General features: G+C 48.9%; 16 protein-coding genes. All 16 read left to right on the top strand.

Translation table 11 applies throughout. The features are described 5' to 3' along the window. Nucleotides 1-120: 120 nt before the first annotated feature. The 16 genes from PMI05_RS08750 (at nt 121) to PMI05_RS08675 (ending at nt 14,571) form a co-directional block, all read left to right on the top strand. The gene (locus tag PMI05_RS08750; RefSeq protein WP_007720106.1) at nt 121-606 is read left to right on the top strand and encodes a BMC domain-containing protein; all 486 of its coding nucleotides are present in this window, start codon (nt 121-123) and stop codon (nt 604-606) included. Next, the gene (locus PMI05_RS08745; protein ID WP_007720105.1) at nt 606-2,099 is read left to right on the top strand and encodes an acetaldehyde dehydrogenase (acetylating); all 1,494 of its coding nucleotides are present in this window, start codon (nt 606-608) and stop codon (nt 2,097-2,099) included. Before PMI05_RS08750 ends, PMI05_RS08745 begins: the two co-directional genes overlap by 1 nt. Nucleotides 2,100-2,148: 49 nt before the next feature. Continuing rightward, a complete protein-coding gene (gene eutM / locus PMI05_RS08740; protein WP_007720104.1) occupies nt 2,149-2,436 on the top strand; it encodes an ethanolamine utilization microcompartment protein EutM in 288 nt (95 codons plus the stop codon). 9 nt (nt 2,437-2,445) lie between these two features. Further along, a complete protein-coding gene (gene pduL, locus PMI05_RS08735; RefSeq protein WP_007720103.1) occupies nt 2,446-3,222 on the top strand; it encodes a phosphate propanoyltransferase in 777 nt (258 codons plus the stop codon). 15 nt (nt 3,223-3,237) lie between these two features. Continuing rightward, nucleotides 3,238-4,071, top strand: a complete 834-nt coding sequence (locus PMI05_RS08730; protein WP_007720101.1) for a hypothetical protein — start codon at nt 3,238-3,240, stop codon at nt 4,069-4,071. Nucleotides 4,072-4,075: 4 nt separating this feature from the next. Beyond that, on the top strand, nt 4,076-4,363 hold the full coding sequence (locus PMI05_RS08725) for a EutN/CcmL family microcompartment protein (RefSeq protein ID WP_007720099.1): 288 nt from the start codon (nt 4,076-4,078) through the stop codon (nt 4,361-4,363). A 2-nt stretch (nt 4,364-4,365) separates the two neighbouring features. Then, nucleotides 4,366-4,707: an ethanolamine utilization microcompartment protein EutS gene (gene eutS / locus PMI05_RS08720; RefSeq protein ID WP_007720097.1), complete on the top strand. Its 342-nt coding sequence runs from the start codon at nt 4,366-4,368 to the stop codon at nt 4,705-4,707. Further along, nucleotides 4,704-5,147, top strand: a complete 444-nt coding sequence (locus PMI05_RS08715; RefSeq protein WP_007720096.1) for a EutP/PduV family microcompartment system protein — start codon at nt 4,704-4,706, stop codon at nt 5,145-5,147. The genes eutS and PMI05_RS08715 overlap by 4 nt, the downstream gene beginning before the upstream one ends. Nucleotides 5,148-5,240: 93 nt before the next feature. Then, on the top strand, nt 5,241-6,701 hold the full coding sequence (locus tag PMI05_RS08710; protein ID WP_007720095.1) for a sensor histidine kinase: 1,461 nt from the start codon (nt 5,241-5,243) through the stop codon (nt 6,699-6,701). Then, nucleotides 6,673-7,263 carry an ANTAR domain-containing response regulator gene (locus PMI05_RS08705; RefSeq protein WP_007720093.1) on the top strand — a complete coding sequence of 197 codons (591 nt, stop codon included), beginning with the start codon at nt 6,673-6,675 and terminating at the stop codon, nt 7,261-7,263. The genes PMI05_RS08710 and PMI05_RS08705 overlap by 29 nt, the downstream gene beginning before the upstream one ends. Nucleotides 7,264-7,405: 142 nt before the next feature. Continuing rightward, nucleotides 7,406-8,866, top strand: coding sequence for an ethanolamine ammonia-lyase reactivating factor EutA (locus PMI05_RS08700; protein ID WP_007720092.1), 1,461 nt, complete (start codon nt 7,406-7,408; stop codon nt 8,864-8,866). 20 nt (nt 8,867-8,886) lie between these two features. Further along, nucleotides 8,887-10,248: an ethanolamine ammonia-lyase subunit EutB gene (locus PMI05_RS08695; protein WP_007720091.1), complete on the top strand. Its 1,362-nt coding sequence runs from the start codon at nt 8,887-8,889 to the stop codon at nt 10,246-10,248. A gap of 20 nt (nt 10,249-10,268) precedes the next feature. Next, on the top strand, nt 10,269-11,210 hold the full coding sequence (eutC, locus tag PMI05_RS08690) for an ethanolamine ammonia-lyase subunit EutC (RefSeq protein ID WP_007720090.1): 942 nt from the start codon (nt 10,269-10,271) through the stop codon (nt 11,208-11,210). Nucleotides 11,211-11,240: 30 nt separating this feature from the next. Then, nucleotides 11,241-12,182, top strand: a complete 942-nt coding sequence (gene mdh, locus PMI05_RS08685) for a malate dehydrogenase (protein WP_007720089.1) — start codon at nt 11,241-11,243, stop codon at nt 12,180-12,182. A 475-nt stretch (nt 12,183-12,657) separates the two neighbouring features. Then, a complete protein-coding gene (locus tag PMI05_RS08680; RefSeq protein WP_007720088.1) occupies nt 12,658-14,028 on the top strand; it encodes a helix-turn-helix transcriptional regulator in 1,371 nt (456 codons plus the stop codon). Nucleotides 14,029-14,280: 252 nt separating this feature from the next. After that, a complete protein-coding gene (locus PMI05_RS08675; protein ID WP_007720084.1) occupies nt 14,281-14,571 on the top strand; it encodes an aspartyl-phosphate phosphatase Spo0E family protein in 291 nt (96 codons plus the stop codon). Nucleotides 14,572-14,690 lie beyond the last annotated feature (119 nt).

Below are 14,690 nucleotides of genomic sequence, written 5' to 3'. Positions count from 1 at the left end.
TGGCAGCCAATCGGCATGCACGGCAGCCGCCGATGCTTTTGCCGAGGCCGTAAGAAGTGTCGCCAAACAGCCTGTCAAACGATAATAGGGATTTTTCCTCTTGAAGGGGAGGTAATGTAAATGCGCGCTACAACATATTCACTCGGCATGATCGAGACGCTGGGCTTGCCTGCTCTCATCGCTGCCGCAGACGCTGCTGCCAAGGCGGCAGACGTCAAAGTTGTTTCTTATGAAGGAGCGGACGCAGGAATCGTCACTTTATACGTGATCGGGGATGTATCTTCGGTTATGGCAGCAGTAGATGCTGGCGCCGACGCAGCTAGACGTGTCGGAAGATTGCTGCACTCACACGTGATTCCACGTCCTGACGAAAATGTTCCAAGAATGATTAAAAACCTGCTAAAACCGGAAGTAAAAGAAGAGGTTAAGGCAGAGCCGGTTAAAGCGCCTGTGTCCGGATTGCAAGATCAATCCATCAATGACCTGCGCAAAATGGCGCGTTCGTATGCGGACTTCCCGCTGACAACGAACGAAATCAACATGGCGAAGAAAGAAGATCTCATCCGTCTGTTGGAAGAGAAACAAGGCGGAGGTGACAAAGCCTAATGACACTCGACGCTGATCTGTATTCCATACAGGAAGTGCGTACCTACCTTGCACAAGCGAAGGAAGCACAGGCCAAGTTCGCTACTTACAGCCAAGAACAAGTTGACCGGATCATCGAAGCCATGTCCAAAGCGGGCGTGGAGCATGCGGATAGACTCGCAGCTATGGCTGTAGAAGAAACGGGCTTTGGTAACGTTCCAGACAAACGGATGAAAAACCTGTTTGCTGCGCAAGATGTGTACGCATCTGTAAAAGATGTAAAAACGGTTGGCATCATCCGTAAGGACGAAGAGAACAAAGTGTGGGAAGTGGCACAGCCATTCGGAATCGTAGCTGGTATCGTACCTTCCACCAATCCGACGTCCACGGTTATCTATAAATCGATGGTCTCCCTCAAGGCGAGAAATGCGATTGTCTTCAGCCCGCATCCGTCGGCAGCCAAGTGCACGCTGGAAGCAGCGCGACTGATGGCACAGGTGGCAGTAGCGGCTGGAGCACCAGAAGGCTTGATCCATTGCGTTACCAAGCCTACGCTTCCAGCGACAAACGAATTGATGAAGCACAAGCTGACCAATTTGATTCTCGCAACTGGCGGAACGCCGATGGTACGCGCAGCGTACAGCTCCGGTAAGCCTGCATACGGTGTGGGACCTGGTAACGTTCCGGTCTACATCCACCACAGTGCTGACTTTGCCGCTGCTGCCAAGCGCATCGTGCAGAGCAAGACGTTTGACTATGGTACGATCTGCGCTTCTGAGCAAGCATTGGTAGTGGAAGAATCCATGAAGCACCAATTGATTGCTGCCCTGAAGCGTGAAGGCGCCTACTTCCTGAACGAGCAAGAAAAGGAAAAGGTAGCTGCCATCGTCACGATAAACGGCTCGCTGAACGCGAAGATCGTTGGCCGCTCTCCGCATGTGATCGCTCAAATGGCGGGTATTACCATCCCTGCTGATACGCGTGTCCTGGTTGCGGAGGAGAACAATGTAGGTAAAGCATATCCGATGTCCGTTGAAAAACTGGCTCCGGTCCTTGCTCTCTACACGGTTCAAGGCGACAGCGAAGCGTTTGCCCGTTGCCGCGAATTGCTGGAGCATGGTGGTCTTGGACATACAGCGGGTATTCACGCCCAGGATGAAAATGTCATCGCAGCGTATGGTCAAGCAATGCCAGCATCTAGAATTCCAGTAAATACGGGTACGACCTTCGGAGGAATTGGTGCAACGACTGGCGTACAACCAGCGTTTACACTTGGATGCGGTTCCTATGGGGGCAACATCACTTCCGATAACATCGGTGCGAAGCATATGTTCAACATCAAGCGTGTTGCGTTTGGCATCAAAGAAATGCCGCAATCAACGCCAGCACCAGCAGCTCCTGCGACACAAGCGGAAGAAGCTGTCCTACAGGCTGTCTCTTCCATGAACGTTGGCTTGAGCCGCGATGAGATCAAAAACATCATCAAATCCGTGTTAACAGAAATGACGTCTTAATGTCGTAAAACACTAAAATTTTGGAGATATAATTAAGGAGGAAATGAAAATGGCTGGAGAAATGTCCGCATTGGGAATGGTAGAAACAAAAGGTTTGGTAGGAGCAGTTGAAGCTGCTGACGCAATGGTAAAAGCAGCGAACGTAAAACTGATCGGTAAAGTACACGTAGGTGGCGGTCTCGTGACTGTTATGGTACGTGGTGACGTAGGTGCAGTAAAAGCTTCCACAGACGCAGGCGCCGCTGCTGCTGAAAAAGTAGGAGAGCTCGTATCTATTCACGTAATTCCACGTCCTCATGGAGACATTGAATTGATCCTGCCTAAACTCGAAGGATAATAAATCCCTATGGCAGTGATTACAGAAGCATCCTTGAGAGCGATGCATAAGTCAGGTATTCCAAACCCCTTTCTCGTTGAGAAAGGGGATAAAATAACACCAGCAGCGGCAGATTTCTTGAAAGGAAGAGGGATTCAAGTGAAACAAGTTGATCAGAACCAGCAGCCTTCCACCAATCAAGCTGCCGAGGCAGTGCGAGAAATTCCTTTGGGCGTATCGAACCGTCACATTCATTTGTCGCAAGCAGATGTCGAGAAGCTTTTCGGAGCCGGACATCAATTGACGCCAATGCGTGATTTGTCGCAACCGGGCCAGTTTGCTTGCCAAGAAACAGTCACCATCGTGGGACCAAAAGGCAGCATCAACGGGGTTCGCGTTTTGGGACCAGCTCGTGGCGCGACACAAGTGGAAATTTCCAGAACAGACGGCTTTGCAGTAGGTGTTCATGCCCCTGTGCGTATGTCTGGAGATATTGAAGGAACACCAGGTATGGTACTTGTAACGGCAAAAGGGACAGTTGTGATGGACAAAGGCGTAATCGTAGCGAAGAGCCATGTTCATATGTCTCCGGCAGATGCCGAGCAATATCAAGTGAAGGATGGCGATTCGCTGATTCTGGCGACGCAAAGCGATCGTCCTATCATCTATCCAGATGTAATCGTTCGTGTACATCCGCAGTTTGCACTTGATTTCCACGTTGATACGGATGAAGGAAATGCCGCTAATTTGAAAACGGGCGACCGGGTAAAAGTGATCGGCAAGAACGGGCAATTTTACTCCGGCTAACGGAGGTTGAGCTTGATGGACATCAGAGAAATGGTGGCGTCGATTACAAAAGAAATTTTGCAATCGATGAATACAGAAAAGCAAAGCACAGCGAGCACAGCGCCTCGTGTCCTGTACGTTTTTTGCGACAGCCAGGCTCATGAGGCGTTTCAGGATCATTTTATCCAACTGAAAAACCACGGGATCTGCCATGACATTCTCTTCCTGGACGGAGAAACCTCTTCTTGGTTGGGAATGCACAAGATCGAATGTGGGGGAGCAGGCAAAATTCTTACAGCAGATGAGTACGCACCTGCCCCGTTGGAAGTGCCGAAAGATTATGTCGGTATCGTGATTCCTGAAATCGATTTGGATAATGCAGCGAGAATTGCTTCTGGTCTAAAAGGAACAATCAAAGCGGAAATCGTCTTTTCCGCATTGGTGACGGGTAAATTCGTCATCGCTGGTTCCGATGTGCCAGGGATCAAGCGCGCAGACCGTCGTACCCTGCAAACATTGACACTGACACCTGCTTATGAAAAGCTGTTCAACCGTCACGTTGAAGGCATGAAAGAGCTGGGTGTGGAATTTACGGAGCAACGCCGTCTGGCTGATCGCGTGGTTTCTAAGCTGAAGTCTCAACTGCAAAAAGTGGAGACTACTACCAAGACAGAACAACCGACATTGACTCCTTTGGATGAGCAAGAAGCCGTCTTTTCCGGGAAGCTGTTGACAGCGGATTGGATCAGATCTCAGCCTGAGCTTCGCGATACGACTTTGATCGTGAAAAAAGGTGCAATTGTTTCTCCGCTTGCTTATGACAGCATGAGAGAACGCGGCATTACGGTCAGCTATTTAGGAAAAGGGTGATCGCATGTTTTTGGGAAAAGTGATCGGCAGCGTCTGGGCCACGCAAAAAGAAGCAGGAATGGAAAATCTCAAGCTCATGGTGGTTCAGCCGATTGATTGGCGTGGCGAAGAAGGCGGACAAACCGTTATCGCAGCGGACAGGATCGGTGCGGGAATCGGGGAGCAGGTTATCGTCTCTCGTGGGACGCCTGCCCGAATCCTTTTCTCCGGCACCAGTGTGCCGATCGATGCGATCATCGTAGGCATTGTGGATTCGTTTGAGGTGCCGGGTGCCGCAGGAAGAGAGGAATAGGAATGGAACAGGAACGTTCACGAGTCATCCAGGAATTCGTACCGGGGAAACAGGTCACGTTGGCTCATGTAATCGCAAACCCTGACCCAATGCTCTATACCAAGCTAGGTATCAATGAGGCCGGTGCGATCGGCATTTTGACTTTGACGCCTACCGAAACAGCCATTATTGCCGCGGATATTGCGACAAAGGCTGCTGGCGTCGAGCTTGGGTTTCTCGATCGTTTTACAGGTTCACTGATTGTCGTAGGAGATGTATCCGCTGTTGAGATGGCAGTCGAAGCGGTCAATCAGGTGCTGAGCGAAAAACTGCGGTTTACACCGGCGTTGGTGACGAAATCATGACCGGCCGTGTAATGATTATCGGTGCAATCGAAGCAGGAAAGTCTTCTCTGGTGCGGGCGCTGTTCAATGACGAACAGCCTGCCCGGAAGACACAAGCGCTCGAATATCGGGACTGGGCGATTGACACTCCGGGTGAGTACAGCGAAAACCCGATGTTTTACCGCACGCTAATGGCTACCTCTCTTGAGGCGAAGGTCATTGTGATGGTGCAGGATGCTACGCGGGAGCGTAATTATTTCCCTCCTGGCTTTTCGCAAGGTTTTCCGCAATCGTGCATCGGGGTCATTACCAAAATGGATCATCCTGACGCAAATGTGGAGAGGGCAGAACAATTCCTGCGTCAATCGCTCGGCAATGCGAAAATTTTCCGGACCTCCTCGCTCACGAGTGAGGGAGTATCAGAATTGCGAACGTATTTGCAAGAAATTGTAAACGAGTAAGTGAGATTAACCAGTATTACACCCCTTTCCGCCGTAGCGTGTCTGTGAGAAAATGAGGTCATATCAACTCCTAGCAGGTGAAAAGAGGTTCACATGCAATCAATACGAGAAGTGTGCAAAGCGTCCACGACGTTGAGTGATGACGACATTCGGATTGTGGAGGATCTGGCTTCCAAGCTTCAGATTTTTGCTGATCTGTCTCAAGCGGACATGTTTATCGATTGTCCGACGGTAGATCGGAGCGCTGCGATGGTAGTCGCACAAGCTGCACCGAGTACGGCACGCTCTATGTACAGTGGATCGGTCGTAGGGCATTTGGCGACGGCGATTAATGAGCCGGCCGTTATGTATTGTCTGACTACAGGCAAGCCCGTCATCGGTTCACGTGGGGTTTCACAGGAGCAAGTCGTGATGCGACAAAGCGTCGTACCCATCACGAATGCAGCTGGAAAAACAATCGGGACCTTGATAACTGAACAAGATATATCCAAACAGGTGGAACAGGAAAAGAACGTCGAAATGCTCAAGGAAACAACTGAGCAGTTAAGCGAGACACTCATCCAGTTCGCTGTGCCTGATCTGCCCATTTCGTCGCTTTTGCACGAGGGCATGATTTTGTTTGATCAGAGTGGGGTTATCACGTACGCCAATGGCCGTGCCCACAAGCTACTCTCCTTGATTGGCTTTGAACGGCCGGAAAAGGGAGAGAGCATTGAACGTATTTTTTCCTGGAGAGTTTCCCCGGAGAATTTTGTACGCAACGGGGGTTATATTCAGGAGGAGCTGTCAAAAGGCAAACATTTTATCATGATGAAAGCGGTTTCGTCCGTCCGCAAACAAGACATCATTGGGGGATTCATTCTCCTGCGAGACATATCGGACATACGGGAAAAAGAAAAGCAGTTGATGATCAAATCCGCGGTGATCAAAGAGATTCACCACCGGGTCAAAAACAATTTGCAAACCATCTCTAGCCTGCTGCGCCTGCAAATGCGGCGTTCGCAGTCCAACGAGATTGAAAAGGTATACCGGGAAAGCATCAATCGCATCAACAGCATCGCCATTATTCACGAATACTTGGCACAGGATGGTCTGGAGCAGATTGACTTCAAAGAAATTTTAACCAAAATATCGAAAATAATCGTCTCTTCGATGAGACGTTCTGAGCAAGCTATACACGTTGTGGTGACGGGCGAGTCAGTGTATCTGCCGTCCAATAAAGCAACATCGTTTGCCTTAATCGTCACCGAGCTGATTCAAAATTGCATGATTCATGGTTTTCATGAGCAGCAAGAAGGGAAAATCTCTATTGCACTCGTCGCCAAGGAAGACTTCGTTAGTCTGTCTGTGACAGATGACGGAGTAGGCATCGAGGACATGGAGCAAATCCACAAAAAGGGCCATCTCGGCCTGAAGATTGTCGATACGCTGGTCAGGGAAGACCTCGAAGGCACGATGCATTTCCGCAACACTGGGAACGGAACAGAGGTTACCATACTCTATCCGATCCAAAAGGAGGATGAAGATGACACAGCCGAAGATTATGGTGGTTGATGACGAGCCGATTATTCGCATGGATTTGCGCGAGATGCTCGAAAATGAAGGGTATTTAGTGGTTGCCGAGGCGAAAAACGGAGAAGAGGCAGTCTCACTGGCCCATCGTCACAAGCCCGATCTGATTATCATGGATGTGAAAATGCCTGTCTTGAATGGAATCAAGGCAAGCAGTATCATTCGTTCCTTTTCAGACAGTTCCATTCTTCTTTTGACGGCTTACAGCCAAAAGGAACTCGTCCAGGATGCCAGAAAAGCGGGTGTGACGGCTTACTTGGTGAAGCCGGTGTCGGAGGATGACTTGATTCCTGCAGTAGAAATCGCACTTAGTCAAAAGGAAAAAGTCGTTTCACTGAAGAAGGATATAAATGATCTGAAACAAAAAATCGAGGATCGCAAGGCAGTGGAAAAGGCAAAAGGAAAGCTAATGAGTGCCCTATCCTTGGAAGAGGATGCGGCTTACAAATGGATGCAGCAAGTAAGCATGCAACGGCGCATGCCGCTTGTGAAGCTGGCAGAGGAAATTTTGTCGGGCGAGCAGGCCATTTTTATGCAAGGCTAGTACTGACGTTATCATAAAAAGCAGTGACAAGTAGATACGAAGAGAGCAAAGGCGCTTGAATCAGACCGGAAGCGAGGATCCGGCTGTTCAAGCGTTTTTTCGTAAGGCCCGTCTGACACGCCAATGGTTCAAGGAGGTTCATATGGACGAACAATGGATCCAAAGCGTCGGGATCGATGTGGGAACAAGCACGACCAAAATGATCGTAAGCCGATTGCGATTAGGTCGCATGTCCAGCACGTTTTCGCTGCCGCGTTATCAGATCGTGGAGCGACAATTGCTGTATGCGAGTGAAGTACATTCCACACCGCTCATCGGATTTGATGAAATCGACGCTGACGGAATCGGATCGATTCTTGCAGCCGAGTACGACAAGGCACAAATCAGCTTGTCTCAAATCAAGTCCGGGGCGGTCATCATTACCGGAGAAACAGCCAGCAAAAAGAACGCACAGCATATCGTTCATCTGCTGGCTGAACGCTCCGGGGATTTCGTGGTTGCGACAGCAGGTGCTGACCTCGAAGGCGTGCTGGCGGGCAAGGGCGCTGGCGCAGAAAAACGCTCGCAAGCCATGCAGGGTGTAATCGTCAATGTCGATATTGGCGGAGGAACAGCGAATGCAGCCTACTTCCAACGTGGCAGAGCGATTGCGACGGTTACGTTCCACGTAGGAGGAAGGCTGATCCGTCTCAGTCCGCAAGGTGTCGTTCAATATGTGTCGCCGAACATTCAACAATGGCTGTCGGCAAAAGGACTGTATATTCAAGTCGGGCAGGAAATCGGATTCGCGCAGCTCACAGAGGTTGCTGAACAGTTGGGACGCAGCATGCTCGATTATTTGACGGGCAAAGAGCGCCAAGTATCAGGCTTGCTCGTAGTGGGACCGCATTTGCGCGATTCTATCCCTGTTGCTGAATTGACTGTCTCAGGCGGTGTGGGTCTGCTCATGAGCGGACCTCCCGTCCAAAATATTTCGGATACGAGCCGATATGGCGATTTTGGCCCACTGCTCGGATATGTACTCCAGCAGGAGCGCGAAAAAGGAACGTATCCGGTACAGTGGCTAGACCCGGATCAAACGGTACGGGCAACGGTAATTGGCGCGGGGATGCAGAGTACGGAGATTAGTGGCTCAACCGTGCATATCAAGCCGGAGCTGTTGCCGATCAAAAATATTCCGATTCTCAAGCTGGAGCTTACCGAGGAACAATTGGCGGATGCCACACGACTGCGACAGGAAGTGGCTTCGATCTACCAACTGGGTGAGCGTCTGTTTGAAAAAACGACAGGGATTCCTTTCGCACTCGCGATCTCCGGCATCGGGTACTGCTCGTACGCTCTGTTGCAGACGCTGTCCCAGGAGCTGTCGGAGCAATACCGGGCCACTTTCCCCGAGAGTCAAACCATGGTCGTGATCTGTGAAACAGATATGGCGAAAGCGCTCGGGCAGGCCTTGGCGCTGCGTTGCAAAGGGGCACCGGAAATCATTTGCATCGATCAGGTGCGTGTGGAATACGGCGATTACATCGATCTGGGTGAGCCGATCTCGGGAACGATCATTCCCGTCGTCGTCAAAACACTCGCGTTTGATGAAAGGCCGTAACGTAAGAAGGGGTGGACGTGATGAACACGAAAACGACTGTGCTTGGACAGACCTATCAATTTCGCGATTTGAAAGAGATTTTCGCGAAGGCTAATGAAGATAAATCAGGCGACCAGCTGGCTGGTATCGCCGCTGCTGATTCCCGGGAACGTGTAGCTGCCAAGCAAGTTTTGGCTGATCTGACATTGGCGGATATCCGCAACAATCCGATGGTTCCGGCAGAAGAAGACGAAGTATCGCGTGTGATCGAAGAAGGCATCAACGAAAAGATTTACAGCGAAATCAAAAACTGGAGTGTAGCTGAGCTGCGCGAGTACATTTTGAGCCATCAAGCAGGCGATAATGAACTCAAGCGAATCAGCCGCGGCTTGTCCAGTGAGATGATCGCAGCGACTGCCAAGCTCATGAGCAATCTGGACTTGATCACGGCTGCTTCCAAGATTAAAGTTGTGACGCATGCCAACACGGCAATCGGTCATAAGGGCGTATTGGCTTCTCGTGTACAGCCGAACCATCCATCCGATAACGTACAAGGCATCAAAGCATCCCTGTACGAAGGATTGAGCTACGGAATCGGCGATGCGGTAATCGGGATCAACCCGGTTATCGATACAGCGGACAGCGTGAAGGATATTTTGAACATGACCAAAGACGTGATGACCAAGTTTGATATCCCGACGCAAAACTGCGTATTGGCACACGTATCCACGCAAATGCGTGCAATTCGTAATGGGGCACCAGCAGACTTGATTTTCCAAAGTTTGGCGGGTAGTGAAAAAGGAAACAATGCATTTGGTATTGATGTAGCACTGTTGGATGAAGCAGATGAGCTGATGCGCAAACAAGGCACTTCCTACGGACCGAACTTCTGGTATTTCGAGACAGGCCAAGGCTCTGAGCTGTCTGCCGAGGCGCATCACGGCATGGACCAGGTAACAATGGAAGCGCGCTGCTACGGACTTGCTCGCAAGTACAATCCGTTTATCGTGAACACGGTAGTTGGCTTCATTGGACCTGAGTATTTGTACGACAGCCGCCAAGTGATCCGTGCTGGACTAGAAGACCATTACATGGGCAAAATGCACGGTTTGCCGATGGGCTGTGACGTATGCTACACGAACCACATGAAGGTCGATCAAAACGACATGGACAATCTCGGTATTTTGCTCTCGTCGGCAGGCGTTAACTTTGTCATCGGCGTAGCGATGGCTGACGATGTCATGCTCAACTATCAATCGACGAGCTTCCATGATATTGCGGCATTCCGTGAAGTAATGGGACTGCGACCTGCGCCTGATTTTGAAAAATGGCTGGAGAAAATGGGCATCATGGAAAACGGTAGGCTGACTGCAAAAGCAGGCGATCCGACAATCTTCATGTAAGATCAGGAGGTGAAAGAAGGATGGAACAACAATTAGATTTCTTGGTAGATAAAGTAGTAGCAGAGCTGCAAAAGAAGCTGGGTGAGGCCACAGAACAAGCTCCGTCACCGAAAGCAGAGACGGGCTTGATTCAACTGAGATCGGAGCCAAAGGCAGAGCCAGTAGCGAATGCGACAGCCGCACCGACACCGACTCCTGTAGTGAACGAGCAGCCTGCCCCATCAACAGAACCAGAGAGAACCACACATGTACCGAATCCGAAGTACAAGGAAGGCTTGGATGAATTGCTGTCCAGCACGCCAGCGCGCATCGGAGTTTGGCGTACAGGTGTGAGACCTTTGACCAAAACGATGCTCGAATTGCGTCGCGACCATGCTGCGGCTGTAGATGCTGTATACGGTGAAGTCAGTCAAGCGGTACTCGATCAGTACTCCTTGTTCACAGTGGAAACACAGTATGACAACACCGAAAACTATTTGAAGCGTCCGGATATGGGGCGTATCCTCACTGAGGAAGGCGTGCGCTTGCTGCAAGAGCGCGGTCAAAAGAAGCCGCAGGTACAAATCGTCGTTTCAGACGGCTTGAGTGCCGCTGCGGTGGATGCAAACCTGAAAGACGTGCTTCCATCCCTGATGGACTCTCTGAAAAGCTACGGACTGACCTGCGGCACTCCGTTTTTTATCAAAGGCGGACGCGTAGCCAGCATGGATCACGTCGGCGAGATTTTGGAGCCAGAAGTATTGGTGCTCCTGATCGGAGAACGTCCAGGATTGGTTACGGCGCATTCCATGAGTGCGTACATGTGCTACCGTCCACGCAAAGGTATGGTAGAATCAGAGCGTACAGTGATCTCGAATATTCATCGTCAAGGTACATCTCCGGTTGAGGCGGGTGCCCACATCGGGACAATCCTCTCCAAAATGTTGGAGCAAAAAGCAAGTGGTGTAAAACTAGTCTTGTAATAGAACCAATGACGACGAGGAGGATTCTACATGACATTCCGCAGAAAAAAAGTAGCCGTAATCGGTAGTGGTTTTACTGGAGCGACAACTGCGTTCATCATGGCGCAAAAAGAGCTGGCTGACATCGTTTTGGTCGATATCCCGCAATTGGAAAACCCAACAAAGGGTAAAGCACTCGACATGATGGAAGCTTCCCCAGTTCTCGGCTTCGATGCTAGCATTATAGGTACTTCTGACTACAAAGACATCGAAGGCTCCGATATCGTAATCATTACAGCAGGGATTGCCCGCAAGCCAGGTATGTCCCGAGACGACTTGGTAGCAACGAATGCAGCCATTATGCGCTCTGTTGCTGAGCAAGTGAAAACATATGCACCAAACTCCATCGTACTCATCCTGTCCAACCCGGTAGATGCGATGACCTATACATTCTACAAAACGTCCGGCTTCCCGAAACACCGCGTAATCGGTCAATCCGGCGTACTCGATACAGCTCGCTTCCGTACGTTCGTAGCGATGGAACTGAATGTATCCGTAAATGACGTAACAGGCTTCGTATTGGGCGGTCACGGTGACGACATGGTACCACTCTTGCGTTACTCCTACGCTGGCGGTATCCCACTCGAAAAATTGATCCCACAAGATCGTCTGGATGCTATCGTTGAGCGTACACGCAAAGGCGGCGGCGAGATCGTAGCTCTCTTGGGTAACGGTTCTGCTTACTATGCACCTGCGGCAGCTCTGGTAGAAATGGCAGAAGCGATCTTGAAAGACCAGAAGCGCATCCTGCCATCCATCGCTTTACTCCAAGGCGAGTATGGCTACAACGATATCTACCTGGGCGTACCAACTCTCTTGGGTGGAAACGGTATCGAGCAAGTCATCGAGCTGGATCTGACTGCTGCTGAGAAGGCAGCATTGGATAAATCCGCAGATTCCGTTCGTGCGGTTATGAAAGTAGCTATGCCATAAGCACAGTATGAAAATGAAAGCTTCGCCAGATGTTTTGGCGGAGCTTTTTTTACAAGGTGGATAGAGTAGCCGTAGTGGAGGGAAGAAGCGGATTTCCAGTCTACGCTTCGGCCTACGCCCTGCTGGGGGCGGGTACTGTTCGCTCCGAAATAAATAGCGGGAGCGCTTCAAAAGTAGAGTTTCGAGGATGTTTTTTCAGAGGTTGAAGCTGAAAACCCCCGCTATTTATTTCGGAGCTGGGTAGGGCTCCAGAGGCGCTAGGACTGGAAATCCACTTCTTCCTACGCGGCTGTATTCGCTTGAACGATTCAAGAAGACGTAATTGTCACGACGTGCAAACACCTGTAAGACATTGGAGGATTTGTGCGGAAAGTGACGAACTACTTTACTAAAATATGAAGAATTGTAAAGAAAAATCTTTCAAAAAAATATATTTTATTGTAAAATAAAGGAAAAATTTAGGGGTTGATTCTTTATGGGGGGGCTGCAAGGGACAATGCACTGGTCGCTGCGGTCAGAAATTGAAAGACACCGTAGAGAGTGCGGCTATACCTTGAGTAAATTAGGTGAATTAACGGGAATCAACCATGGGAGTTTAAGCGAAATCTTGAACGGAAATCCACCGCGGGCTATGACCATTGGTCAATTAGATGCGCTAGCGGCGGTGTTTGGTCGCGAGCCAGGTTGGTTGTACGAATTGTATACGGAAGAATGCATAACAGAGGGGCGAATATCGCGCCCTCGGTTGATACCTTATTTGATTCGATGTGCGGAGGTTGGGCGGCAGGATTGTATAGATGAGGTTGTTCCTAAATTGTTGGAGAATCCAAAGAATATCTCGACCCTCTTTGCCGTAGCAGAGCAGCTATATGAGGAAGGGAAACAGAAACAGTCAGTACCTTTCTATGAATACGTGATTGAAAACGAAAAAGATAGTTACTCTAACCAATTTGTGATGAGTCAGTACAGACTTTTTCGAGTAGTAGTGCAAGGTACGAATTCTGAAGAAAATTGGAAGGCTGTCATTCGATTTGATCCGTATCGAAGACGCCTACCGGAAAATAACCAGTTAGATGCACTACTACAATTGGCAAATGTTTGTTATACTATCCACAAATGGAGAGAAATGGATAAATATGCCGATGAATTAAGAGAATTGGCTACTATTATCTATGAGGATGAGTTGCGTAGACGAAGAAGCAACAAGGCCAGTGATATGCTTTCAACTGAACGTCATTTGGTTGTGTACTATGGACAAGCATTTCTCATTAAAAGTATAGCATTAGAAAAACAGGAGATGTACGAAGAAGCGAAGCGATATGTTGATGGATACGCTGATTTAAGCTGGTTTGAACTCCTGGACGAAATTGGACAAATCGAAGTGCAGAAGTTTCGAGCATGGGCGACAGCGAATTTGTACACACTGAACATCCTTATGGGGAATAGTGATGTCATCCCTGATTATATTCATTTCCTTTCTGAACATCCGAAAGAGGTCCTTTCAGGTTTAGTAACGATTGTGAGTGCAGCCAACCAATACAGTTTTTCAGTCGATTCGATATTTGAGCAGTTTGCAGAACATATTGATCGTTTTGAGGATCGTCAGGACGCTATCGGCATGAGCGAACATATGCAGTTTCGTAATGAAATGGCGATTTACTTGTTTAAAAGAGGGAAGTATGCAGAGGGGCTTAATGAAACGCTTCGATGCCTTTCCCTGTCTGATACCATGAAAGATTACGATAACTTCAAAAAATGCACAGCGCTGTTTTGGATGCATCTGCAATATGCATCTGATCAACAGAAAGGCAAGTATCAAACTATCCTTACGAAAGGAGCTGTATAGTGATGAAGGGGATTTTACTCTCACTTGCTCTCGTTTTGGGTTTGGGTGTCAATGTTGTAAGTGAACCAGCAAAGATAGCAAACGATGTAGTAGTCGCTAATTATGGTCATGGAATAGGTGGCTAAATAGTTCGTACCCAGGAAACATCCCATCGATGGGATGTTTTTTTCTATTCAATTTTTCTTAGTCGGTTAATTTCTGCACATCCCTGTATAGTAATTATATGTAATAAATTGTAAAAGAGAGGGGGCGTTGGATATTACTGCTATCGCAAATATTTTAGATAGGGATGTTTCTTTTCACCCTGGAAACTCCCCCAAAAGAGGCGCAGCATCAGCCCCTAAAAGTAAGTGTACGATCCGGGGCATGGTAAAGGAAATCGGTTGCCACTTAGAGTTGGATAATAGAATCGAACAGCTACGACGGGAAATGATGGAGTTGGCGGGAAAGTACGGTCTCTCACATGATAAAGTTTTGGCTGTAAGCCAACAATTGGATAAATATATTGTCATTGCACAAAATAGACTAAAAACAGAAAAGTAAGTCCTTCGCACACCTCAAGGCCTCCAAAACCCTCCATTAAACTATTATCTATCTAGGTAATTGCCAACTCTTTACATATTTAAATCATAATTTCGAACTGGATTACGAATTGATAGGAA

The sequence above is a fragment of the Brevibacillus sp. BC25 genome (assembly GCF_000282075.1).
In the GTDB taxonomy this organism is placed as follows: domain Bacteria; phylum Bacillota; class Bacilli; order Brevibacillales; family Brevibacillaceae; genus Brevibacillus.
Note: the sequence above shows the minus strand (reverse complement) of the source record. Positions and strands in the feature narration are given on the sequence as shown.

Coding starts and splice junctions, on each gene's coding strand:
- PMI05_RS08745 (WP_007720105.1), top strand. CDS start 606: ATGACACTCGACGCTGATCTGTATTCCATACAGGAAGTGCGTACCTAC.
- PMI05_RS08725 (WP_007720099.1), top strand. CDS start 4,076: ATGTTTTTGGGAAAAGTGATCGGCAGCGTCTGGGCCACGCAAAAAGAA.
- PMI05_RS08705 (WP_007720093.1), top strand. CDS start 6,673: ATGACACAGCCGAAGATTATGGTGGTTGATGACGAGCCGATTATTCGC.
- PMI05_RS08710 (WP_007720095.1), top strand. CDS start 5,241: ATGCAATCAATACGAGAAGTGTGCAAAGCGTCCACGACGTTGAGTGAT.
- pduL (WP_007720103.1), top strand. CDS start 2,446: ATGGCAGTGATTACAGAAGCATCCTTGAGAGCGATGCATAAGTCAGGT.
- PMI05_RS08695 (WP_007720091.1), top strand. CDS start 8,887: ATGAACACGAAAACGACTGTGCTTGGACAGACCTATCAATTTCGCGAT.
- mdh (WP_007720089.1), top strand. CDS start 11,241: ATGACATTCCGCAGAAAAAAAGTAGCCGTAATCGGTAGTGGTTTTACT.
- PMI05_RS08730 (WP_007720101.1), top strand. CDS start 3,238: ATGGACATCAGAGAAATGGTGGCGTCGATTACAAAAGAAATTTTGCAA.
- PMI05_RS08680 (WP_007720088.1), top strand. CDS start 12,658: ATGGGGGGGCTGCAAGGGACAATGCACTGGTCGCTGCGGTCAGAAATT.
- eutC (WP_007720090.1), top strand. CDS start 10,269: ATGGAACAACAATTAGATTTCTTGGTAGATAAAGTAGTAGCAGAGCTG.
- eutM (WP_007720104.1), top strand. CDS start 2,149: ATGGCTGGAGAAATGTCCGCATTGGGAATGGTAGAAACAAAAGGTTTG.
- eutS (WP_007720097.1), top strand. CDS start 4,366: ATGGAACAGGAACGTTCACGAGTCATCCAGGAATTCGTACCGGGGAAA.
- PMI05_RS08750 (WP_007720106.1), top strand. CDS start 121: ATGCGCGCTACAACATATTCACTCGGCATGATCGAGACGCTGGGCTTG.
- PMI05_RS08700 (WP_007720092.1), top strand. CDS start 7,406: ATGGACGAACAATGGATCCAAAGCGTCGGGATCGATGTGGGAACAAGC.
- PMI05_RS08715 (WP_007720096.1), top strand. CDS start 4,704: ATGACCGGCCGTGTAATGATTATCGGTGCAATCGAAGCAGGAAAGTCT.